Below are 21,501 nucleotides of genomic sequence, written 5' to 3'. Positions count from 1 at the left end.
GTTTATCTCCTGAAATCATGTTCAAAGCACCACGCAACCTGACGTTCAAGTGCGCCAAATGCGCCAAGGCGGTCAAAGTGACCGTCCAAAAAGTCTCCGCCTGCTCGCACATCACGCCCTATTCCGGCGTGTGCAGCTGCGGCGAAGTGAAACTGCATGCCATCGGGCAGCCGGACGCCGTGCAGGCGTACCTGGCGTCGAACGGCCTGTGGTCCCATCACCACTGATTTCCTCAAGAATTCGGCCGCGATGCCGATGTAGAGGGACATTGTTACAAGAGGCCAGCCATGTCTTCGCTCTCTCCACTCGGCACCCGCGGGTACCAGAATACCGCCCTCGCCGGCGCGACCCAGCAGCCGGCACGCGGCAGCAACGCCGCGCAGCAGGCGGCGGCCTCGAAAGCCAGCTCGAATGTCGCCCTGTCGTCCGGGGCGGTCGACCTGCAGCAGCGCGTCGATTCGCTCGGCAACGACACGATCGACCTGGCGCAGAATCTCCTCGGCAGTTTTGCCCAGCGCCTGCTCGGCGACAGCGCCAGGGGCGCGACCATCGCCTTCGATTCCGTGGCGCTGGAAGCCTCGTCGTCGATGGCCGCCGGCACGCTGCGCTCCGAAGGCGCCGATGGCGTCAGCAGTGCCTCGGGATTCAGCCTGAACGAGAGTTCTCACTTCCTCGGCAAGGGCACGATCACGCTGGCCGACGGCACGAAATACGATTTCGAGGTGGAAGTGCAGTACGAAGCGTCGATGTTCGCCGGTTATGCCGGTTCCGAAGAGGCTGGACAGCAGAAGCCGTCCGGACAGAACCTGGCGCTGCCTTCGTTCGATTTTCCGGAGATCGACTGGCCGGGCGGCCTCGGCGACCTGTTCAAGCTGATGGACAAGCGAATCTCCGGCGATGTGAAGGACGGGCAAAGCGGCGACGTACTGGGCAACCTGTCGGTGCGGCTGATGCAGCTCGTCAGGAACACCCAGTCGCTCGATACCTATGCGCCGCCCTCGCCCGTCAAGGCGTATGTGGCCGAAGCCACGGCGGCGGCCGCGGAAGACGCGAAGGCAGCGGCCGAAGCGGACCTGGAGACCGACAAGTCGCCGATGCCGATCAAGGTACCGCAGGATGTGGCCACCACTTCGTCGGCGACCGGCATTGCGCCGACGATCTCGACCACGCCACCGCCGGCCGACGAAGCCTGACCGGCCCCGCCGGCGCCGTGCCGGCGTCTTGGCAGTCGACTTGGCAGGCTATAATGGCCGCCACCTATCGAAACCGCCGCGCAGGCGGTTTCGCCGTTTTTGCTACCCCCCACATTTCAAGATTGCCGACATGGAAACATCCCTCCTCCACTGGACCGAACAAGGAACCGAGCGTTCCGCCCGCTGGCATTCGGAGGCGGGCATGCCGCCGCCGAAGCGCGTGGTCGTTGCCGACGACACGCTGAACGCCGATACCGCCTACCGCCTGGCCTGCGAAGGCACGGCGCTGCTGTGGCGCGGCGACTTCCAGAACGCCCGGCAGTTGCTGCAGGCGCTCGCGCGCCGCGCGGAAGGCAAGCAGGGCAAGCCGAAGAAGAAGGCCGCCAAGGCGCCGGCCACGCCGACCGAGGCATTCCACCTGCACCGCCAGGCACAGTCGCAGCGCGCGCGCACGCTGGCGATGCTGCTGATCCCGTTCGAGCCCGGCTATACGATCCCGCTGCGCCGCGCGCCGGAAGTGAAGCTGGCCTGCAACGAAGCCTACGGCCGCGGCGAGGATGCGTTCGTGATCTCGCTGCGCGAGCTGCTGGGCGTGATCGGCGCGCATGAATGGCGCAGGACCGGCGTCGAGATCCCCGCGCTCGACGCGCGCATCCACCCGCACTACGGCGTGTTCTCGCCGGTGCGCGGCGAGTACGTGCAGCTGGTCGCCGAAACGCCGCTGCCGAAGAAGACCACCGTGGCGTTCGATATCGGCGCCGGCACCGGCGTACTGAGCGCGGTCCTTGCCAAGCGCGGGGTACCGCACGTGGTCGCGACCGACACGGACCGCCGCGCGCTGTCCTGCGCGCGCGACAACTTCGCCCGGCTGGATCTGGACGAGCAGGTCGAGCTGCTGGAGGCGGACCTGTTCCCGCCGGGCCGCGCGCCGCTGGTCGTCTGTAACCCGCCATGGCTGCCTGCCCGCCCCAGCTCGTCGATCGAAAACGCGCTGTACGATCTCGACAGCCGGATGCTGAAAGGTTTCCTGGCCGGCTTGAAGGATCACCTGACCGAAGACGGCGAGGGCTGGCTGATCCTGTCGGACCTGGCCGAGCACCTGGGCCTGCGGCCCCGCGAGCAACTGCTGGAGTGGATCGCGCAGGCCGGCCTGGTCGTGCTGGGCCGGCAGGACGTGCGGCCGACGCACCCGAAGGCAAGCGATGCCGAAGACCCGCTGCATGCCGCCCGCGCCGCCGAAGTCACGTCGCTGTGGCGGCTCGGCGCGGCCCGGACATAGCATGGTGAAATGCTCGCTTGCACAAGACGGAGTGAGCGTATATAATTCATGCCTCAGACGCGGGGTGGAGCAGTCTGGCAGCTCGTCGGGCTCATAACCCGAAGGTCACAGGTTCAAATCCTGTCCCCGCAACCAGATTCAGAAAACCGCCGGTTCCAGCAATGGAACCGGCGGTTTTTTCTTGTGCGCGATTTTTTCTTTTACGCGGGATATTCCTGCACGCGCCGCTTTCCTTGTGCGCGCTGCCTTCATGTGCGCATGCTCTCGCCGCTCCTGGTCAGGCCGTTGCATGCGCACCGCTGCCGCCTTGACGCCCGCCGATGAGATACCTACACTCAGCCCTTTGTTGCCTTCAATAAAGGAGCCGCGCGTGCCGGACCATAACGACCTTCCCGAGAAGCCTTCCCGCCGCCGCCTGTTCGGCGCCGCGGCAGCAGCCGGCGCCATGGGCGCCCTGCCCGCCATTGCCGCCGCGCCGGCATCGCGGCAGGCGAAAACCGTCAAGGGCCCGCTCGACGCGAAACTGAAGGCGCACGTGAAGAACGTGGTCGTCATCTACCTGGAAAACCGCAGCTTCAACAACCTGTTCGCCGGTTTCCCGGGCGAAGCCTCGCCGCTGGCCGGCGTGCCGCCGGAAAAATACGTGCAGCGCGACTACGACGGCAGCGTGCTGCCCGAGCTGCCGAAGGTGTGGGGCGGCACGCTGGCCGCGCCGCAGGAACTGGCCGGCAAGCGCTACGAACTGAAGGAAGACGATGTGAAAGGCTTGCCGAACGCGCCGTTCGAACTGAAGGATGCGCAGGGCAAGCCGCTGCCGGAGGCGCTGGTCACGCGCGACCTGCAGCACCGCTTCTACCAGAACCAGATGCAGATCAACGGCGGCAGGAACGACGGCTTTGTCGCGTGGACCGATGCGGGTGGCCTGGTGATGGGCCGCTACGGGCAGACGGGCAAGAACCTCGGCCTGTGGCAGGTGGCGCGCGAATTCACGCTGTGCGACAACTTCTTCATGGCGGCGTTCGGCGGCTCCTACCTGAACCACCAGTTCCTGGTATCCGGCCGCACGCCGGAGTATTTCAACGCGAAGGACACGAAGGCCAGGAAGAAGATCTGCGTGACGGCCGACGGCCCCACCGGCGCGCGCCTGGCGCTGGCCCCGGACAGCCCGAAATCGGCGCTGGACGGCAAGGCGATATTCGTCAACGACGGCGCCATTACGCCGGACGGCTATGCCGTCAACACGATGGCCACGCCTTACCAGCCGAGCTGGGTGCATCCGGCGCCCGGCGGCGATCCATTGCACGCGGACCCGGACGACGGCGGCGTGCTGCCGCCGCAGACGTACGACACGATCGGCGACCTGCTGTCGCGCAAGGGTGTCGACTGGGCATGGTATGGCGGCGCATGGCAGGCCGCGCTCGACGACCTGGGCGGCGGATCGAAGCCGAATTTCCAGTCGCACCACCAGCCGTTCAATTATTTCAGGAGCTTCGCGCCCGGCACGGCCGCGCGCGCCGAACACCTGCGCGACGGCGGCCTGGGCGACAGCCCGATCTCCAACCGCTTCCTGGCCGATGCGGTGGCCGGCAAGCTGCCTGCCGTGAGCTTCTACAAGCCGCAGGGCAACCTGAACCTGCATGCCGGCTATTCGGATATCGAGTCGGGCGACCAGCACATCGTCAACGTGCTGACCCATCTCCGGTCTTCGCCGCAGTGGGACAACATGGTGGTGGTGGTCACCTTCGACGAGAACGGCGGCTGGTGGGATCACGTGGCGCCGCCGAAGGGCGACCGCTGGGGCCCGGGTTCGCGGATTCCGGCGATCGTGGTTTCGCCGTTCGCCAAAAAGGGCAATGTCGATCACAACTTCTACGACACCACGTCGATCCTGCGCTTCATCACGCGGCGCTTCGAGCTGCCGCTGCTCGACGGCCTGGCCGAACGCAACCGGGCCTTTGCCGAGCGGGGCGCGCAGCCACCTGGCGACCTGACCGCCGCGCTGGCGTTCCGCTGAAGTTCGGCCGTGATTCAGCTGTAATACAGCCGAAGCTCGCCCGGCACGCGCCGGGGCGCCGGCGCACAAATTGGTGGCACTGTGTTACACTGCGCGCCGCTTCAGATGAAAAGCCCGACTGCCAAAGCCGGGCTTTTGTTTTTGCACGCCACACGATGAGAGACAAAAAAGACAACGCGACATTCGACCTGCCCGGCTTCGGCCCCGCCGCGCCGCTGGAGCCGGAGCCGAAGGCGCCGCCCGTGCCGTTGCCACGCCCGCGCGCGCGCCGCGTCGCCGTCAGGCAGGAACAGCTCGAATTGCTCGCCCCGACCGATGCCAGCGGCCTGCCCGTCTGGCAGCGCGACGAGGAACTGGACGTTACCGGCCTCCCCGTCTGGCGCAAAGACTAGGCGCCACGAACTCAGGCCGCATGGCGGCGTTGCATTCGTCTCGCCGTACTGAAGTACTGTCTTCGACGATGCGCCTTGCCCTGCGACCTGTGTTCGTGGCGCCATAACGCATTACACCAGTGCAGAGGCGCAATCATTGCGCTCTGTTAGACTGATTCAACCCTTTTGCCCCACGGCCCCGCCATGACCTCCTTCTCTTCCCTGCCGCTGCCCGACGCCTTCCTGGCCAACCTCGAAACGCTGGGCTACACCACGATGACGCCGATCCAGGCCGAAAGCCTGCCGCCCGTGCTGGAAGGCCGCGACCTGATCGCGCAGGCCCAGACCGGCAGCGGCAAAACCGCCGCCTTCGGCATCGGACTGCTGTACACCATCAACCCGGCATGGTTCGCCACGCAGGCACTGGTGATGTGCCCGACCCGCGAACTGGCGGACCAGGTGGCGAACGAATTGCGCCGGCTCGGCCGCAGCATCGCCAACCTGAAGGTGCTGGTGCTGACGGGCGGTTCGCCGATGCGGCCGCAGATCGCATCGCTGGAACACGGCGCGCATGTCGTGGTCGGCACGCCGGGCCGCATCCGGGATCACCTGTCGCGGCAGACGCTCGACCTGTCGTCCATCCGCACGCTGGTGCTGGACGAAGCCGACCGGATGACGGACATGGGCTTCTATGACGACATCGCCGCGATCATGAAGGAGTGCCCGAAACGCCGCCAGACGCTGCTGTTCTCGGCCACCTACCCGGACGATATCCGCCACGCCACCGAGGCCTTTCTGGCCGACCCGGTGGAAGTGCTGATCGAGGCGCAGCACACCACCTCGACGATCGAGCAGCGCTTCTACGAAATCGGTTTCGATTCGCGCGACGAATCGGTGGCACGGCTGCTGCGGCACTTCCAGCCGGCTTCGGCGATCATCTTCTGCAATACCAAGGTGCACTGTCGCGAGCTGGTCGATACGCTGCGCGCGCAGGGCTTCTCGGCGCTGGCGCTGTACGGCGAACTGGAACAGCGCGAGCGTGACGAGATCCTGGTGCTGTTCTCCAACCGCAGCTGCCAGATCCTTGTCGCCACCGACGTTGCCGCGCGCGGCCTGGACATCACCGACCTGGAAGCGGTGATCAACGCCGACGTGTCGAAGGATGCCGAGGTGCACGTGCACCGGATCGGCCGTACCGGACGCGCCGGCGGCAGCGGCGTGTCGCTGACCTTGTGCGCGCCGAACGAAAAGAAGTGGGTCAAGCTGATCGAGGAATACCAGAACACGCCGGCCGAGTGGCACACGCTGGCGGAACTGGGCAACGACGACGGCCACGGCGACCCGGCGCCGATGCTCACGCTGTGCATCAGCGGCGGCAAGAAGGACAAGCTGCGCGCCGGCGACGTGCTCGGCGCGCTCACCGGCGATGCCAAGCTGGCCAAGGAACTCGTCGGCAAGATCAACGTGACCGAGTTCCAGACCTACGTGGCGATCGACCGGCGCGTGGCCTACGAAGCGTTCGACCGGCTGAGCGCCGCCAGCAACCTGGACGGCGACTTCGGCAGCTTCAAGGGGCGCAACTTCAAGATGCGCTTCATCGAGATTTAATGCGCGAAATCTGACCGGAAACCGGGCCACCAGCGCAGGCGCGGGGCCTTTGCTGGCGGCTCCTAGCGCTCCATCTTCGGCAGCAATGCCGCCAGAATACCCAGCAGCGGCAGGAACGACGCGATGCGGTAGACCTGCTCGATGCCGGCCACGTCGGCGATGTGGCCCATCGCCGCGGCGCCGATGCCGCTGACGCCGAACATCAGGCCGAAGAAAATCCCGGCGATCATGCCCACCTTGCCCGGCACCAGCTCCTGGGCGAACACCACGATCGCCGAAAACGCCGACGACATCACCAGGCCGATGACCACCGACAGCACGGCCGTCCACCCGAGATCCACGTACGGCAGCGCCAGCGTGAACGGTGCGGCGCCGAGGATCGACACCCAGATCACGCGCTTGCGGCCGATGCGGTCGCCGATCGGCCCCCCGGCGAACGTGCCCGCCGCCACGGCGGCAAGGAACAGGAACAGGTACATCTGCGCCGTGTCGACCGACACGTGGAACTTCTCGATCAGGTAAAACGTGTAGTAGCTCGACAGGCTGGCCATGTAGATGTACTTCGAGAACACCAGCATCGCCAGCACCGTCATCGCCGCGATCACGCGGCCGCGCGGCAACGGCGCCACATGCTGCACGCCCGCCTTGCGCACCGCGTTCTTCAGGTGGCCGCCATACCAGCGGCTGACGCCGACCAGCACCACCACCGCGACCAGCACGAGCAGCGTGAACCAGGCGATCTTGCCCTGGCCATGGCCGACGATGATGGCGGCTGCCAGCAGCGGGCCCAGGGCCGAGCCGACATTGCCGCCGACCTGGAACAGCGACTGCGCGAAACCGAACCTGCCGCCGGATGCCAGGCGCGCCACGCGCGACGCCTCCGGATGGAATGTCGAGGAACCGACGCCGATCATGCCCGCCGCGAGCAGCAGCATGCCGAAGGTGTCCGCCGTGGCCAGCAGGCCCACGCCGGCCAGCGTCACGCACATGCCGATCGGCAGCAGGAACGGCAGCGGGCGCTTGTCCGTATACAGGCCGATCCACGGCTGCAGCAGCGAGGCGGTGCACTGGAACGTCAGCGTGATCAGGCCCACCTGCGTGAAACTCAGCGCGAACTGTTCTTTCAGCAGCGGGTAGATCGACGGCAGCACGGCCTGCACGCAATCGTTGAGCAGGTGCACGAAGGCGACGGAAAACAGGATCTGCAGCACGGCGCCCTGCTGCGCCGGCGTGGCGGCGGCCGCGCCGGGGACGTCCTGGGCGTTGGAGACGGTAGTCATGGCAACGAAGTAGGTGATGGGCACGCCAGTGTATGATGTTAGGGCCGAACGCTTCTTCCACTTTTCGTCGCCAAAGTGACACTCACCCCTTCCCCGCTCTACCGTCCCAGGTTCCAGGCCTTGCCGCGCACGGTGACCGCCGTGCCTTCCGAAGCGCAGCATGGCGAGCACGTGGTGCCGCATAGCCATCCCTGGGTGCAGCTGCTGTACGCCAGCGAAGGCGTGGTACGGGTGCGTACCGACCTGGGCGTGTGGATCATTCCGCCGCGGCGCGCGCTGCTGATCGCGCCCGGCATCGTGCATGAATTGACGATGCTTTCGCGGGTCAACATGCGCACGCTGTACATCGATGCCGTCGCCGCCGGCGCGCTGGTCGACGGCTGCCGCGTGCTCGAGGTGAGCCCGCTGCTGCGCGAGCTGATCCTGGCGCTGTCGGCCGGACCGGTGGACTACCCGCTGCCCGGGCGCGGCGAACAGCTGGCCCAGCTGATCCTGTCCGAACTGGCATCGATGGAAACCGTGCCCATCGCCGTGCCGTGGCCGCGCGACCGGCGACTGCGCGCGCTGTGCACCGATATCATGGACGATCCCGGCAGCCGGCGCGCCCTGGAAGACCGTGCGCTGGACGCCGGCGCCAGTGCCCGTACGCTGATCCGGCTATTCCCGAAGGAGACCGGGCTCCATTACCGCCAATGGGTGCAGCAGGTGCACCTCGCCCATGCCTTCCCGATGCTTGCCCGCGGCGAAAGCGTGGGCACCATCGCAGCCAGCCTCGGCTACGCCAGCCCCAGCGCCTTCACCAGCATGTTCCGGCGGCTGCTCGGCAAGACCCCGCAGCACTATCTTACCGAATGGCGCGGCCCGCACTGACGCCGGCAGCCCCTCGGCCAGTCCCCCAGCCAACGGCCGAGCTGGCAGCAAACCAACACCGGGGACAGTCCCCGATTTTTTACAACACAGAGTGTCGTAAAAACTTGGGGACTGTCCCCATCTCTTTTCTGCAACACTTGTGTTGATGTCACGCGCGTCCCGTGGCGGACACGAACAGAACAGTTGGAGCGAAAAAAAAACGCTGCACGAGGCAGCGTTTTTTTGAACAGCGGCGCAAACAGCTTAGTTGCGGATCACGCGCTTGTATTCGTTGGTGCGGGTATCGATTTCGATGGAATCGTCCTGGCTCACGAACAGTGGAACCTGCACGGTGTGCTGCTTCGATTCGATCGCGTTTTCGATCTTGGCTTCTTTCAGCACGTTACCCGAGGTATTGCCCTTGACGGCCGGCTCCGAGTACACGATCTGGCGCACGATGGTGGTTGGCAGTTCGACCGAGATGGCTTTGCCGTCATAGAACACGGCTTCGCATTCCATGCCGTCTTTCAGGTAGTTCAGCGCATCGCCCAGGTTTTCTTCTTCGATTTCGAACTGGTTGTACTCTTCATCCATGAACACGTACAGCGGATCGGCGTAGTACGAGTACGTCACCGGCTTCTTGTCCAGAACGACCACGTCGAACTTGTCGTCGCCGCGGAACACGTTTTCCAGCGGAGCGTTCGTCAGAAGATTTTTCATCTTCCACTTGTAGGTGAAGCCCGTGCGGCTCGAACCGTTGACGTCGGAGCGCAGCACGATGAAGGGCTTGGCGTCAACCATGATGATGTTGCCAACACGAATTTCTTTTGCGGGTTTCATAAGAGAGAGTACCTACTAAAAATGGGTTTCACTAACCGCTCATCATATCATGTTCTTCATACGGCGCCTACCGCACGGAAGCGGCGAATGTCAGCAGATTCGATGCCAGGTCACCGTTTGCCAACACCGCCTTTTGCCAATTGGCGGAGCGGCATGCCAGGGATTCAAAAGCGCCGGAAAAGGCTTGCCATAACGGCAGCCAATCGTCGCCGGCCGGTTCGGTCACGCCATTGAATGCCAGCGCGAACCGCTCGAGCGGCTCGATATCGGGGCAATAACGGGAAATGAATGCCCGCAGTTTTTTATGATGCAGATTGTCGTCCTGCGGATAAATGTGCCAGGCAAACGGGCGATTCGCCCACTGCGCCCGCACGAACGAATCCTCGCCGCGCACGATATTGACATCGCAGGCCCACAACAGCGGGTCGTAGTCGGCCTGCGGCACGAACGGCAGCACGCGCACCGTCAGCATGCCTTGCGTGCGGCTGGCGCCCGCCACGGGTTCGGCGCCGAGGAAGGCGCGCACCTCGTCCTTCGCCACGCCTTCCGGCACCAGGCACGCCAGCGGCGCGCCGCCCCGCCGCCACGCGTCGAACAGCCCGGCGACCGGCGCATGCGGATAGCAGAACAGCGATACCTTGCAGGCCCGCTGCTCCGCCGGGGCGAGGCCCAGCCCGCCGAGGAACGCGGCGATGCCGCCGGCATCCTGCTGGAAGCGGTCGCGCCGTTCCAGCAAGTCCACCTCGCGCAGCAGGCCGCCCGTCTTGCCGGTAAAGCCGGGGAAAAAGAAATGCTTGGTCAGCGGCAGCCGCGGATGCATCGACGGCAGCGTATGGCAGCCCTCGACCCATTCCTCGGCGGTCAGGCCTTCCAGGTTCAGCCACACCGGCCTGGCCGCGCGCTGCGCCATCGCCGTCACATAACCCGGCGGGATATCGACGGCAAAGAATTCGATGACGATGTCGGCCACGTCTTCGGCGCGATACGTGCCTTCCTGGTCGCGCCAGTGATACACGGCCACGCCATCGACGTGCTGGACCGTCGCCTGCGTGTCGACCTGGGGACAGATGCGGGCAAAACTCTTCAGGTCATCGACCCACAGCGTGACGGCGATGGCATGTTCGCGCACCAGTTGCCGCGCGAGGCGCCAGCAGATGCCGATATCGCCGTAGTTGTCGACGACCTTGCAGAACAGTGCCAGCGTGACGGGCGTGGTGGATTGGTTCATGGTGGATGGCGGCGGGCAGCGGAATGGTGCAATGTATCGGAATGCAAAAAGCCGCACTGAAACGTGGCGTTTCAAAGTGCGGCTCCAAATTCTTGGCGTCCCCACGGGGATTCGAACCCCGGTACTCACCGTGAAAGGGTGATGTCCTAGGCCTCTAGACGATGGGGACCCTGGACTGGCTTTTTACTTCCGGCTTTACTTCCGGCTTTAAATTCAGCTTTAAAGAGTATGCATGAAACCGGATGAAAAGTTCCAGCAAAACCTGGCGTCCCCACGGGGATTCGAACCCCGGTACTCACCGTGAAAGGGTGATGTCCTAGGCCTCTAGACGATGGGGACGTCGTAAAAGCGTGCGCGCATTATAGCACCGGCCGCGACACCGTTACAAGGGTGAAACTGCTACTGTCCGGCAACGCCCATTGCGTAAACAAGGTCGGCGCACTTCAGCGGAACAGCGTGCTGCGCAACAGGAACAGGTAATCGGACTCGGTCGCCATCATCCCGGCGAGCACGAGCAGTGCCGCGGGCGGCACCACGACCAGACACACCAGCGCCAGCCGTTCCCAGCGCAGGTGCATGAACACGGCCACGATCAAGCCGGCCTTGGCCATCATCAGGGCCAGGATCAGCGTCCACCGCAGCAAGCCTTCCAGGTGAAACAGGTCGACCATGTAAGACAGGGCGCTGAGCAGGAACAGCAGCCCCCATACCTTGAAGTACAGCCCCACCGGATGCTGCTGACCTTCCATCATCGCGCCCTCACCAGAGATAGAACAAAGCAAAGATGAACACCCACACCAGGTCGACGAAGTGCCAGTACAGCCCGGCGATCTCGACAATGCCGTAGCCCTTCTTCTCGTACGCGCCGCGCGCGACGCCTCTTGCGACGATCGACAGGTACAGCACCCCGGCCGTCACGTGCAGCCCGTGGAAGCCGGTGATCATGAAGAAGCTGGCGCCGAACTGCGCCGAGCCCATCGGGTTGCCCCACGGCCGCACGCCCTCCTCGATCAGCTTGCTCCACTCGAACGCCTGCATGCCGACGAACAGCGCGCCGAACGCGGCCGTTACCGCCATCAGCGCGGCGCAGCGCCTGCGGTCGCGCCGGTAGGCGTAATTGACGGCCATCGCCATCGTGCCGCTGCTCGAGATCAGCACGAAGGTCATGATGGCGATCAGGATCAGCGGCAGGTGCGCGCCGCCGATCGTGAGCGCGAACACTTCGCTGGGGTTCGGCCACGGCGTCGTGGTGGCCATGCGCACCGACATGTAGCCGGTCAGGAAGGTACCGAAGATGAACGTGTCGCTGAGCAGGAAGATCCACATCATCGCCTTGCCCCACGGAACGTGGAACATCCGGCGGTCGCCCGACAGGTCGGTCGCCATGCCGGGCCACCCGGCGCGCGGCGGCGCGGCTTCGGCCGGCGGCATGTCGGCGGCAGTGGTGAACTCGGCGGACATGAGCCCCTCCTTCAACGCACGGGGAGGCCGAGGCCGGCGCAGATCGTGCGCACCAGCTCCGGCGTCATCCAGAACAGCAGGCCGAACACCGCGCACCACAGCGCCAGCAGCATGTGCCAGTAGCGCGCGCACAGTGCCAGGCCCTCGCCGAGGCGGATGCCCCCGTCCGGGCGCCGGTGGGCCAGCACCCACGCGCCCGCCGCCATCCCGCCCATCACGTGGACGGCGTGCAACCCTGTCAGCATGTAGAAGAAGCCGGCTGCCGGCCCCGCGGTGACGATGACCCGTTGCGCGGCCATCGCATCCCACGCCCACAGCTGGCTGGCCACGAACGCCGCCGCGAGCACCCAGCCGAGCATGCCGAGTTGCCCGGCGCGGCGCGCATGCCGCCGCTTCGCAACGCGCGCCGCCAGCAGCCATGCCGCATCGCTCGCGACCAGCATGCCGGTGGACAGCCACAGCTGCCAGGGCACGGGCGGCAACAGGCGCCAGTCCTCGTAGCTGATCCGCATCAGGTAGGCCGCGCCGAACAGCGCGAACAGCGTGCAGACGACGCCCATGAACGTCCACAGGCCCACTTCGCGGGTGCCGTAGGGCGCCGGCCCGGACCCGGGACAATAGCCGTCCGGCTGGAACCGGCACGCGGGATCGATCAACCATCCAGTACGCAGCTTCATGCTTCCCCTCCTTTTGCGGCCGGCCGCGCGGCGCCGGTGCGGCCTTTGCCTTCATCGGACTCATCCGGCCCCACGTCGGGCCCCACGTTCTGCGGCAGGTAATCGCCTTCGGGATCGCTGCGGCCATAGCCATACGGCCCGCGATAGACGACCGGCAGCTGCGCGCCCCAGTTGCCGTGCGCCGGCGGCGTTTGCGGCGTGTGCCATTCCAGGCTGCCCGCGCGCCATGGATTGGCGCCCGCGGGGCAGCCGCGCCGGGCGCTCCACGCGAGATTCGCGAGGAACAGCAATTGCGCGATGCCGACGACGAGCGCGGCCACCGTGATGAACGCGTTCAGCGATTGCGCCGATGGCGGGATGAAGTTGTAGTTGTCGTAGGAATAGTAGCGGCGCGGCATGCCGAGCAGGCCCAGGTAATGCATCGGGAAGAAGATCGCATAGGCGCCCAGGAACGTGATCCAGAAATGCAGTTGCGCCAGCCCTTCGTGGTACATCCGTCCCGTCACCTTCGGGTACCAGTGATAGATGCCGCCGAACACGGCCAGCACGGGCGACACCCCCATCACCATGTGGAAGTGGGCGACGACGAAATAGGTGTTCGACAGCGGGATGTCGACGCTGACATTGCCGAGGAACAGGCCGGTCAGCCCGCCGATCAGGAACGTGCTGATGAAGCCGAGCGCGAACAGCATCGGCGCGGTGAGATGGATGTCGCCGCGCCACAGGGTCAGCGTCCAGTTGTACACCTTCAGCGCCGTGGGCACGGCGATCACCAGCGTGCTGACCGCGAAAAAGAAGCCGAACCACGGATGCATGCCGGACACATACATGTGATGCGCCCACACGACGAACGACAGCGCCCCGATGATCACGATGGCCCATACCATCATCCGGTAACCGAAGATGCACTTGCGGGCATGCACGCTGATCAGGTCGGAAATGATGCCGAACGCGGGCAGCGCCACGATATACACCTCGGGGTGGCCGAAGAACCAGAACAGGTGCTGGAACAGCAGCGGGCTGCCGCCGCTGTAGCCCAGCGGCTGCCCCATCGACACGATCGCCGGCATGAAGAAGCTCGTGCCCAGCACGCGGTCGAGCAGCATCATCACGCCGGAGACGAACAGCGCCGGGAACGCCAGCAGCGCCAGGATCGTGGCGATGAAGATGCCCCACACCGTGAGCGGCATGCGCATCAGCGTCATGCCGCGGGTGCGCGCCTGCAGGATCGTCGTCACGTAGTTCAGGCCGCCCATCGTGGCGGCGGCGATGAACACCAGCAGCGATACCAGCATGACGACGATGCCGGCCTCGATGCCCGGCGTGCCGGGCAGGATCGCCTGCGGCGGATACAGCGTCCAGCCGGCGCCGGTGGGGCCGCCCGGCACGAAGAAGCTGCCGATCAGGATCAGCACGGCCAGCAGGTAGAACCAGAAGCTGAGCATGTTCAGGTACGGGAATACCATGTCGCGCGCCCCCACCATCAGCGGGATCAGGTAGTTGCCGAAGCCGCCCAGGAAGATCGCCGTCAGCAGGTAGATCACCATGATCATGCCGTGCATCGTGATGTACTGGTAATAGCTGGCCGGGTCGATGAATTCGAACTTGCCGGGGAAGCCCAGCTGCAGGCGCATCAGGTCGGACAGCACGATGCCGATCACACCGACCACCAGCGCGACCAGCGTGTACTGGATGGCGATCACTTTGTGGTCCTGGCTCCAGACATAGCGGGTCCAGAAGCCGGTCGGGCCGTGCCCGCCGGCGCCCTCGCCGTCTGCGGTGCCGGCGACGTCGGCACCGCCGGCCGGCCCGTGCATGGCGCCCTGGCTCTTCCTGATCTCGTCGGACATGCGCCCTCCGCTGGAATAGTGGTTGATCGATGCTGGTCGATCAATGCTGGTTCATCAACGCTGTTTTATCGATGGCCGTCATCAATGCCGGTCACCACTCCGCGAACCGCCCGGCGCATAGACCGCTGCACTGCGCACCGCAGCGCGCCTTGCACCGTTCCCCGCACCGCTCTTCCGGCCATCAATGCACCGTCTTGATGTATTCGACGACGGCCGCCAGCTCCGCTTCCGACAACCCGGCCGGCGGCATTACCGGCGGATAGCCGCGCACGACGCTGGCCTGCGGCGCGTTGATCGCCTCCCGCAGGTAGGCTTCGTCGACTTTCGCCGTGGCGCCGCCTTCCAGCGCCTCGCTGCTGCCGTACAGCCCTTTCCACGACGGCCCCACGCCGCGGCTGCCGTCCACGCTGTGGCAGGCGACGCAGCCCTTCTGCTGCGCCACCAGCCGGCCCAGCTTGCCGGGCTCGGCCGGACCGCCCGGGGCGCCCGCGGCGGCGCCCGGGCCACCCGAAGGGGCGCCGCCGCCGAACGTGGGCTGCTTCGCCAGCCAAGTCGCATACACTGGCAATTCGTCGACGACGACCCAGCTGCGCATGTTCGAATGCCCCACGCCGCACAGCTGCGCGCACAGCACCTCATAGCGCCCGGTGCGTTCGGGCGTGAACCAGAAATGCGTGACCATCCCCGGCACCATGTTCATCCGCGTGCGGAACTGGGGCACGTAGAAGTCATGCAGCACATCCTGCGCGCGCAACTGCGCAAGCGCGGGACGGTTCAGCGGCAGGTGCAGTTCCTGGCCCTGCACCAGCACGTCGTCCTGCCCGGACGGGTCCCGCGGATCGATGCCGAACGGGTTGGCGCCGGTCACGAAGCGCACCGCCGCCGCGCCGAGCCTGCCATCGCGCCCGGGCAGGCGGTAATGCCAGTTCCATTGCTGCCCCATTACCTCGAATACCGCGGCATTGGCGGGCGGCGTGATCAGCCGCGCATACACGGTAAGGCCCGGCGCCAGCAGCCCGATGATGCCGGCCGTGGTGACGCCGATCAGCCACCACTCGAGCTTCCGGTTGCCGTGCGCGGCCGAGGCCCGGTGGCCGGCGCGGTGCCGGTAGCGCACCAGCACATACGCAACGAACAGGTGCAGCACGACGAACGCGACGCCGGTGATCACGAAGGTCAGCCACAGCGCATCATCCATCGCGTGCCAGTTCGACGCGATCCCGGTGACTTGCCACGGACTGACGAAGTGGAAGACCACAGCGCCAGCCGCGATCAGCACCATTACCACCGCCAGCGCGATCGCCATGGCCGCCTCAGCGACGCCGCTCGAGAATCCGGTAGAGCAGCCCGGCCATCACGCCGAACTCCACGTGGCCCAGCACGGTGGTCCAGCCGCGCATCTCGGCGAACCACGGCAATACGCTGGTGATCACGTAAAAATTGAACAGGTACAGCAGCAGGCCGAACACGGCGCCGGCCACGACCACCATGACGGTGCTGGAATCGAGACGGAACGGCGCGATGATCGCGGCCAGCACCAGGCCGAAGAAGGTGCCGAGCAGGTAGTGCACGGCGAGCGCGGCGATCACCACCTCGAGACTGTAGCCGGCGAACTGCAACGCCGGCGAGCCGAGCACGAGTGCTGAAATCAGCCTTGGCGTGCGCCACGGATCGGCCCCGATGGCGGCCGCGAAAGCCAGTTCGAGCACCATCACGATACCGCCGGCGCCGAAGCCGGCCAGCGCGCCGATCACCCAGTCGGGCTCGCGTGCCGCCCAGCGGTGCGACGCCAGTCGCGATCCCGGATTTATCCGGTGCAGATAGGACTCCAGATGCGAGCCCAGGTTATGTTTGCTCAGGTAATGTTTGAAATGCGGATGTTCCATGTGCGCCTCCCCAATGCATTCACAACGAGGAATGCCTTGAGTGTAGGTCGGAACCGCGCCGGAACAAGGAGAGAATTTTTTGTTGAAAGGGGAACTCTGGAAGGCGGTGAAACGACTGCGGCGGACAACAAAAAAGCCGCACATGGCGGCCTGGTCATTTGATGCTGCGGTACTGCGGAACTGCGTTGCCAGACTGGCGTCCCCACGGGGATTCGAACCCCGGTACTCACCGTGAAAGGGTGATGTCCTAGGCCTCTAGACGATGGGGACCGTGGACTTCCGATACTGCCTGCTTCGACTGTCTGCCCGTGGTGGAGGTAAGCGGGATCGAACCGCTGACCTCTTGCATGCCATGCAAGCGCTCTCCCAGCTGAGCTATACCCCCTCTGGTCAGACAATGTACTGCCACTTCTGCTGCATTTGCCAGCAACCTGCGCTGGCGTCCCCACGGGGATTCGAACCCCGGTACTCACCGTGAAAGGGTGATGTCCTAGGCCTCTAGACGATGGGGACCCTGGACTGCCACTGCAACTGCTCACTGCCTTGTCCGCGCCGGTTGGTGGAGGTAAGCGGGATCGAACCGCTGACCTCTTGCATGCCATGCAAGCGCTCTCCCAGCTGAGCTATACCCCCGCTGGCACAGACAAAATAAAAGCCGCTTCCGCGACCTTTGTTACCACTGCCGCGACTGGCATATTTCATGCCGCGACAATCACAACAAACTTCGACTACCAAACCTTGGCGTCCCCACGGGGATTCGAACCCCGGTACTCACCGTGAAAGGGTGATGTCCTAGGCCTCTAGACGATGGGGACCCGGAACTTCCGTACTGCATATTTACCGCGTTGCTGCCACTGCCATCACAACCTGCTCTTCGCCAAACTGGTGGAGGTAAGCGGGATCGAACCGCTGACCTCTTGCATGCCATGCAAGCGCTCTCCCAGCTGAGCTATACCCCCGTTTGCGAAGAGACAGAAGTATAGCAGCGGTTTAAGAAAACGCAAATACCCAAATGAAAGATTTTCGGCGCATTTTTCAGATGAATTTGGCAAGGCGCGCAAGTACCACGTCGCGGCCGAACAACTGCAGCACGGCATCGATCGCCGGCGTCTGCAGCTGGCCGGTCACGATCAGGCGCAGCGGCATGGCCAGCTGCGGCATCTTCAGGCCGTTGGCGGCCAGCACTTCCTTGATCATCGCGGCGATCGCTTCCTTGGTCCATTCAACCGTGGCGATGCGCTCGGCGAACAGTGCCAGCGCTGGCTTCACCGCATCGGTGAAGTGCTGCGCCATCAGCGCCGCATCCGGTTGCGGCGCGCGGTAGAACAGCATCGCCGCGTCGGCCAGTTCGTTGACGGTGTTGGCACGCTCCTTCAGCAGCGCCAGCACGGTGGGCAGCCCGGGCGCGCCGTCGAACACGGCGCCCGCTTCCAGCATGCGGGGTTTGGCCAGCCCGGCCAGCCGGTCGTTGTCGGCCTGCTTGATCCAGTGATTGTTCAGCCAGGCCAGCTTTTCGTTGTTGAACTGCGCCGCCGAGGCGGTCAGGTGCTCCAGGTTGAACCATTCGCAGAACTGTTCCATCGAGAACACTTCATCGTCGCCGTGGCTCCAGCCCAGGCGCGCCAGGTAGTTCAGCATCGCTTCAGGCAGGAAGCCCTGGGCCGGGTATTCCATCACGCTGACGGCGCCGTGGCGCTTCGACAGCTTCTGGCCGTCCGGACCGAGGATCATCGGCAGGTGGCCGTACTCGGGCAGCTCGGCGCCGATCGCACGCAGGATGTTGATCTGGCGCGGCGTGTTGTTGACATGGTCGTCGCCGCGCAGCACGTGGGTGATGCGCATGTCCCAGTCGTCCACCGCCACGCAGAAGTTATAGGTGGGCGTGCCGTCGGTGCGGGCGATGACCAGGTCGTCCAGCTCGCGGTTCGAGATCGTGATCGGGCCCTTCACCACGTCGTTCCACGTCACGTCGCCGTCCAGCGGGTTCCGGAAGCGCACCACCGGCTTGCGGTCGGCCGGGATGGCCGGCAGCGTCTTGCCCTCTTCCGGCCGCCAGGTGCCGTCGTAGCGGGGCTTTTCGCCGGCGGCGCGGAAGCGCTCGCGCATCGCCTCGACTTCTTCCGGCGTGCTGTAGCAGTGATACGCGGTGCCGGCCTGCAGCATCTGGGCGATCACCTCGCGGTAGCGGTCCATCCGCTGCATCTGGTAGAACGGTCCTTCGTCATGGTCCAGGCCCAGCCACTGCATGCCGTCGATGATCGCCTGCACGGCCTCGGGCGTGGAGCGCTCGACGTCGGTATCCTCGATGCGCAGCACGAACGTGCCGCCGAAGTGGCGTGCGAAGGCCCACGAATACAGCGCCGTGCGGGCGCCGCCCAGGTGGAGGAAGCCGGTCGGGCTGGGAGCGAACCGGGTACGGACCGGGGTCGGATTTTGTGTGGCGGCAGTGGTCATGTGGGTATGCGGCGAATGGATAAAGGAGCTATTTTATTACACGCGCGTCAGTGCCCGGTAGCGCAGCGGCATGATGTCGCAGGCCGCGCGCCAGGCCCGGTTCAGGTGCGCCGCGTCGTAAAAGCCGGCCGCGTGCGCGGCCTCGGTCACCATGCCGGTACCGTCGCGCAGCAAACGGCCGGCGATGGTGAGCCGTACCGCCTGGCGCAGCACATCGTACGTCAGGCCGAGTCCGGCCAGCGCGCGCTGCACCGTGCGGGGCGCGCAGCCCAGCTCCCGCGCCGCCTCGTGCAAGGGCCTGCCGGGTTCGCCGTACAGCAGCGCCAGCAATCCGGCCGGAACGCCGCCGCCCTGCGCGTCGTGCCAGGCGTGCGCGATGTCGCCGCGCAGCGCGCTTGCCGGCGGGCGATATGGCATCTCGACCATCCACCTGGCAGCGGCCGTGCGCCGGCGTGGCGAAGGCCGCGTGATCTCGACCGAACTGGTGGCCCGCAAGGCGGCCCGGGCCAGGTGCCACCTGGCGGACGCGCAGCTGGCGGACCTGGTCGACGTCCGGGTCGGGGACGCGCTGGCCACGCTGGCAGCCGATCCGCCGCGCCGCATGGGCATGGTGCTGCTCGACGGCGCCAAGCGCCAGTACCTGCCGTTGCTGCGGCAGCTCGAACCGGACCTGCTGCCGGGCGCGCTCATCGTGGCCGACAACACGGCGATGGCCGGTGCAGCGGACTTCGTGGAATACCTGCAGGGCAGTGCGAACGGCTATGCCACCTCGACGCTGTACATCCGCGCGCTGGACGACTATCACCCGCTGTTGCTGGCAACGCTACTCCGCTGACGGACCCGACATTGCGCTCTCGACATTGCAATATATACTGGGCTCTTCTTTTCACAGGAGGAGAACACCTTGCATCGTCGCCCCGCCCCGCATCTCGCCGCTTTCCTGCTGGCCACCCCCATGCTGTGCACCGCCGCCCCGGCCACCGACGATCCCGGGCTCGCGGCCCGCATCGCCGCCGTGGAAGCGGGCCTGCAGCCTGCCGTCGCGATTGCCGGCGCGGCGCCGGCCAGCCGCCGGCTGGCCGATGAAATGGCCCGCCTGGGCGTGCCGGGCGCCAGCATCGCGGTCATCCATGCCGGACAGATCGAATGGGCGAAGGGCTATGGCGTGGTGACGCCGGGCGGCGCGGCCGTCTCGCCCTCCACATTGTTCCAGGCCGGTTCGATCAGCAAGCCGGTGACCGCGGTCGCCGCGCTGAAGCTGGTGGAAAACGGCACGCTGGCGCTCGATACCAACGTCAACGGCTACCTCAACTGGTGGAAGCTGCCGAACAACGTGGACGACACCCCCGTCACGCTGCGCCAGCTGCTGTCGCACACGGCCGGCACCACGGTGCACGGCTTCGCCGGCTATGCGGCGGGCGCGAAGGTGCCGACCCTCGTGCAACTGCTCAACGGCGCCGCGCCGTCCAATTCGCGCGGCGTGCACGTGTCGACGAAACCCGGCACGAAGTGGCGCTACTCGGGCGGCGGCTACGAGGTCGTGCAATACGTGATCGGCGAGCGGGCCGGGAAGGATTTCGCGCAACTGGTGCAGGACACGGTGCTGCGACCGCTCGGCATGCACGACAGCACATTCGCCCAGCCGCTGCCGCCGGCGCTGCTGGCGCGCGCCGCCTTGCCCCACGATGCCGCCGGCAAGCCGATCGCCGGCGGGCCGCATACCTATCCGGAACTGGCGGCGGCCGGCCTGTGGACGACACCTTCGGACCTGGCCCGGCTGGCGATCGAAGTCAAGCAATCGGCGGCGGGGCAGTCGAACAAGGTGCTGTCGCAATCGATGACGCAACTGATGCTGTCACCCGTGCAGGAAAACTTCGGCCTGGGCTGGCGCATCGAGGGTACCGGCCAGGCCCGGTCGTTCAGCCATGGCGGTGCCAACGCGGGCTACCAGAACACGCTGGTCGCCTACACGGAGCGCGGCGACGGCGTGGCCGTGATGACCAACGGCGACCGGGGCGGCGAACTGGCGGGGGAACTGGTGCGCGCCGTGGCCACGGCCTACAACTGGCCGACGCAGCGCGCCACGGTGCGCGCCGCCGTGGCCACGCCCGCCGCCGCGCTCACCGCGCTGCCGGGCAAGTACGTGATCGAGGGGCTGGGCGACTTCACGATCGCCCGCGCCGGCGACCGGTTGACCGTGGCACTGCGCGCCGGGGCCCCGGAACCGCTGCATGCGGCGCCGGACGGCAGCTGGTTCGTCACGTCGATGGAAGCCGAACTGCGCTTCGCCGCCACCGGCGAGCGCGGACGCATCACCGCGCCGGGGCTCGATACCGCGTTCGAGAAGGCGAAGTAATCCGTTTCCGGCGCCAGGTGGCGTCACTACCCCACTCATTTCCTGATTTCGCGCAGGTCTTGTCCTGGGGCCTGGCGTCGGGACATCGTTTGATCTTGCGCAGGTTTTGTCCTGGTGCCTGGCCCCGGGACATCGTTTGATTTCGCGCAGGCTTC

At 65.9% G+C, this 21,501-nt stretch carries 20 protein-coding genes and 9 tRNA genes; 10 read left to right on the top strand and 19 right to left on the bottom strand.

Annotated elements, in window-relative coordinates:
* Nucleotides 1-17: 17 nt before the first annotated feature.
* The 7 genes from GJV26_RS22835 to dbpA all read left to right on the top strand — a co-directional run bounded on the left by GJV26_RS22835 (nt 18) and on the right by dbpA (nt 6,465).
* Nucleotides 18-227, top strand: coding sequence for a hypothetical protein (locus tag GJV26_RS22835; protein ID WP_155710987.1), 210 nt, complete (start codon nt 18-20; stop codon nt 225-227).
* A 60-nt stretch (nt 228-287) separates the two neighbouring features.
* On the top strand, nt 288-1,193 hold the full coding sequence (locus GJV26_RS22830) for a hypothetical protein (protein WP_155710986.1): 906 nt from the start codon (nt 288-290) through the stop codon (nt 1,191-1,193).
* A 130-nt stretch (nt 1,194-1,323) separates the two neighbouring features.
* Nucleotides 1,324-2,472 (top strand): methyltransferase, encoded by a 1,149-nt coding sequence (locus GJV26_RS22825; protein WP_155710985.1) that lies wholly within the window; start codon nt 1,324-1,326, stop codon nt 2,470-2,472.
* A gap of 58 nt (nt 2,473-2,530) precedes the next feature.
* Nucleotides 2,531-2,607 (top strand) — tRNA-Met (locus GJV26_RS22820).
* A 154-nt stretch (nt 2,608-2,761) separates the two neighbouring features.
* Nucleotides 2,762-4,486, top strand: coding sequence for an acid phosphatase (locus tag GJV26_RS22815; RefSeq protein WP_155710984.1), 1,725 nt, complete (start codon nt 2,762-2,764; stop codon nt 4,484-4,486).
* A gap of 155 nt (nt 4,487-4,641) precedes the next feature.
* Nucleotides 4,642-4,878, top strand: coding sequence for a hypothetical protein (locus GJV26_RS22810; RefSeq protein ID WP_155710983.1), 237 nt, complete (start codon nt 4,642-4,644; stop codon nt 4,876-4,878).
* A gap of 183 nt (nt 4,879-5,061) precedes the next feature.
* A complete protein-coding gene (gene dbpA, locus GJV26_RS22805) occupies nt 5,062-6,465 on the top strand; it encodes an ATP-dependent RNA helicase DbpA (RefSeq protein WP_155710982.1) in 1,404 nt (467 codons plus the stop codon).
* A 62-nt stretch (nt 6,466-6,527) separates the two neighbouring features.
* Here dbpA and GJV26_RS22800 read toward each other — a convergent pair whose 3' ends face one another.
* Complete coding sequence (locus GJV26_RS22800; protein ID WP_276529384.1) at nt 6,528-7,673, bottom strand: MFS transporter; 1,146 nt, start codon at nt 7,671-7,673, stop codon at nt 6,528-6,530.
* Nucleotides 7,674-7,820: 147 nt separating this feature from the next.
* Here GJV26_RS22800 and GJV26_RS22795 point away from each other — a divergent pair, with 147 nt between their 5' ends.
* The gene (locus tag GJV26_RS22795) at nt 7,821-8,615 is read left to right on the top strand and encodes an AraC family transcriptional regulator (protein ID WP_189442077.1); all 795 of its coding nucleotides are present in this window, start codon (nt 7,821-7,823) and stop codon (nt 8,613-8,615) included.
* Between the two features lie 243 nt (nt 8,616-8,858).
* Here GJV26_RS22795 and GJV26_RS22790 read toward each other — a convergent pair whose 3' ends face one another.
* From GJV26_RS22790 to GJV26_RS30310, 18 genes are all read right to left on the bottom strand, one after another.
* Entirely contained in the window at nt 8,859-9,434 is a 576-nt protein-coding gene (locus GJV26_RS22790) for an elongation factor P (RefSeq protein ID WP_155710980.1), read from the bottom strand.
* A gap of 67 nt (nt 9,435-9,501) precedes the next feature.
* Nucleotides 9,502-10,662 (bottom strand): elongation factor P maturation arginine rhamnosyltransferase EarP, encoded by a 1,161-nt coding sequence (gene earP / locus GJV26_RS22785; protein WP_155710979.1) that lies wholly within the window; start codon nt 10,660-10,662, stop codon nt 9,502-9,504.
* A gap of 93 nt (nt 10,663-10,755) precedes the next feature.
* A tRNA-Glu gene (locus GJV26_RS22780) sits at nt 10,756-10,831 on the bottom strand.
* Between the two features lie 94 nt (nt 10,832-10,925).
* A tRNA-Glu gene (locus tag GJV26_RS22775) sits at nt 10,926-11,001 on the bottom strand.
* 104 nt (nt 11,002-11,105) lie between these two features.
* On the bottom strand, nt 11,106-11,411 hold the full coding sequence (locus GJV26_RS22770) for a cytochrome C oxidase subunit IV family protein (protein WP_155712660.1): 306 nt from the start codon (nt 11,409-11,411) through the stop codon (nt 11,106-11,108).
* A 10-nt stretch (nt 11,412-11,421) separates the two neighbouring features.
* On the bottom strand, nt 11,422-12,123 hold the full coding sequence (locus GJV26_RS22765) for a heme-copper oxidase subunit III family protein (protein WP_155710978.1): 702 nt from the start codon (nt 12,121-12,123) through the stop codon (nt 11,422-11,424).
* Between the two features lie 11 nt (nt 12,124-12,134).
* Complete coding sequence (locus GJV26_RS22760) at nt 12,135-12,800, bottom strand: cytochrome c oxidase subunit 3 family protein (RefSeq protein WP_229419399.1); 666 nt, start codon at nt 12,798-12,800, stop codon at nt 12,135-12,137.
* Nucleotides 12,797-14,650, bottom strand: coding sequence for a cytochrome c oxidase subunit I (ctaD, locus tag GJV26_RS22755; RefSeq protein WP_229419398.1), 1,854 nt, complete (start codon nt 14,648-14,650; stop codon nt 12,797-12,799). The genes GJV26_RS22760 and ctaD overlap by 4 nt, the downstream gene beginning before the upstream one ends.
* A gap of 181 nt (nt 14,651-14,831) precedes the next feature.
* Entirely contained in the window at nt 14,832-15,950 is a 1,119-nt protein-coding gene (locus tag GJV26_RS22750; protein WP_189442083.1) for a cytochrome c oxidase subunit II, read from the bottom strand.
* 13 nt (nt 15,951-15,963) lie between these two features.
* On the bottom strand, nt 15,964-16,536 hold the full coding sequence (locus GJV26_RS22745) for a hypothetical protein (protein ID WP_229419397.1): 573 nt from the start codon (nt 16,534-16,536) through the stop codon (nt 15,964-15,966).
* Between the two features lie 194 nt (nt 16,537-16,730).
* Nucleotides 16,731-16,806, bottom strand: a tRNA-Glu gene (locus GJV26_RS22740).
* A gap of 39 nt (nt 16,807-16,845) precedes the next feature.
* Nucleotides 16,846-16,921, bottom strand: a tRNA-Ala gene (locus GJV26_RS22735).
* 52 nt (nt 16,922-16,973) lie between these two features.
* Nucleotides 16,974-17,049, bottom strand: a tRNA-Glu gene (locus GJV26_RS22730).
* 44 nt (nt 17,050-17,093) lie between these two features.
* A tRNA-Ala gene (locus tag GJV26_RS22725) sits at nt 17,094-17,169 on the bottom strand.
* 106 nt (nt 17,170-17,275) lie between these two features.
* Nucleotides 17,276-17,351 (bottom strand) — tRNA-Glu (locus GJV26_RS22720).
* A 68-nt stretch (nt 17,352-17,419) separates the two neighbouring features.
* Nucleotides 17,420-17,495 (bottom strand) — tRNA-Ala (locus GJV26_RS22715).
* Between the two features lie 76 nt (nt 17,496-17,571).
* On the bottom strand, nt 17,572-18,990 hold the full coding sequence (gene gltX / locus GJV26_RS22710; protein WP_155710976.1) for a glutamate--tRNA ligase: 1,419 nt from the start codon (nt 18,988-18,990) through the stop codon (nt 17,572-17,574).
* Between the two features lie 36 nt (nt 18,991-19,026).
* The gene (locus GJV26_RS30310; RefSeq protein ID WP_229419395.1) at nt 19,027-19,407 is read right to left on the bottom strand and encodes a helix-turn-helix domain-containing protein; all 381 of its coding nucleotides are present in this window, start codon (nt 19,405-19,407) and stop codon (nt 19,027-19,029) included.
* Between GJV26_RS30310 and GJV26_RS22700 the strand changes: the two genes are divergently transcribed.
* Together GJV26_RS22700 and GJV26_RS22695 are read left to right on the top strand one after the other, a co-directional pair.
* Nucleotides 19,367-19,825, top strand: coding sequence for an O-methyltransferase (locus GJV26_RS22700; RefSeq protein ID WP_229419394.1), 459 nt, complete (start codon nt 19,367-19,369; stop codon nt 19,823-19,825). The genes GJV26_RS30310 and GJV26_RS22700 overlap by 41 nt on opposite strands.
* 69 nt (nt 19,826-19,894) lie before the next feature.
* Nucleotides 19,895-21,346 (top strand): serine hydrolase domain-containing protein, encoded by a 1,452-nt coding sequence (locus tag GJV26_RS22695; protein ID WP_155710972.1) that lies wholly within the window; start codon nt 19,895-19,897, stop codon nt 21,344-21,346.
* Nucleotides 21,347-21,501 lie beyond the last annotated feature (155 nt).

Source organism: Pseudoduganella dura (assembly GCF_009727155.1).
Lineage (GTDB): Bacteria > Pseudomonadota > Gammaproteobacteria > Burkholderiales > Burkholderiaceae_D > Rugamonas > Rugamonas dura.
The sequence above is the reverse complement of the archived record's forward strand: the minus strand, read 5'-3'. Positions and strand labels throughout refer to the sequence as shown.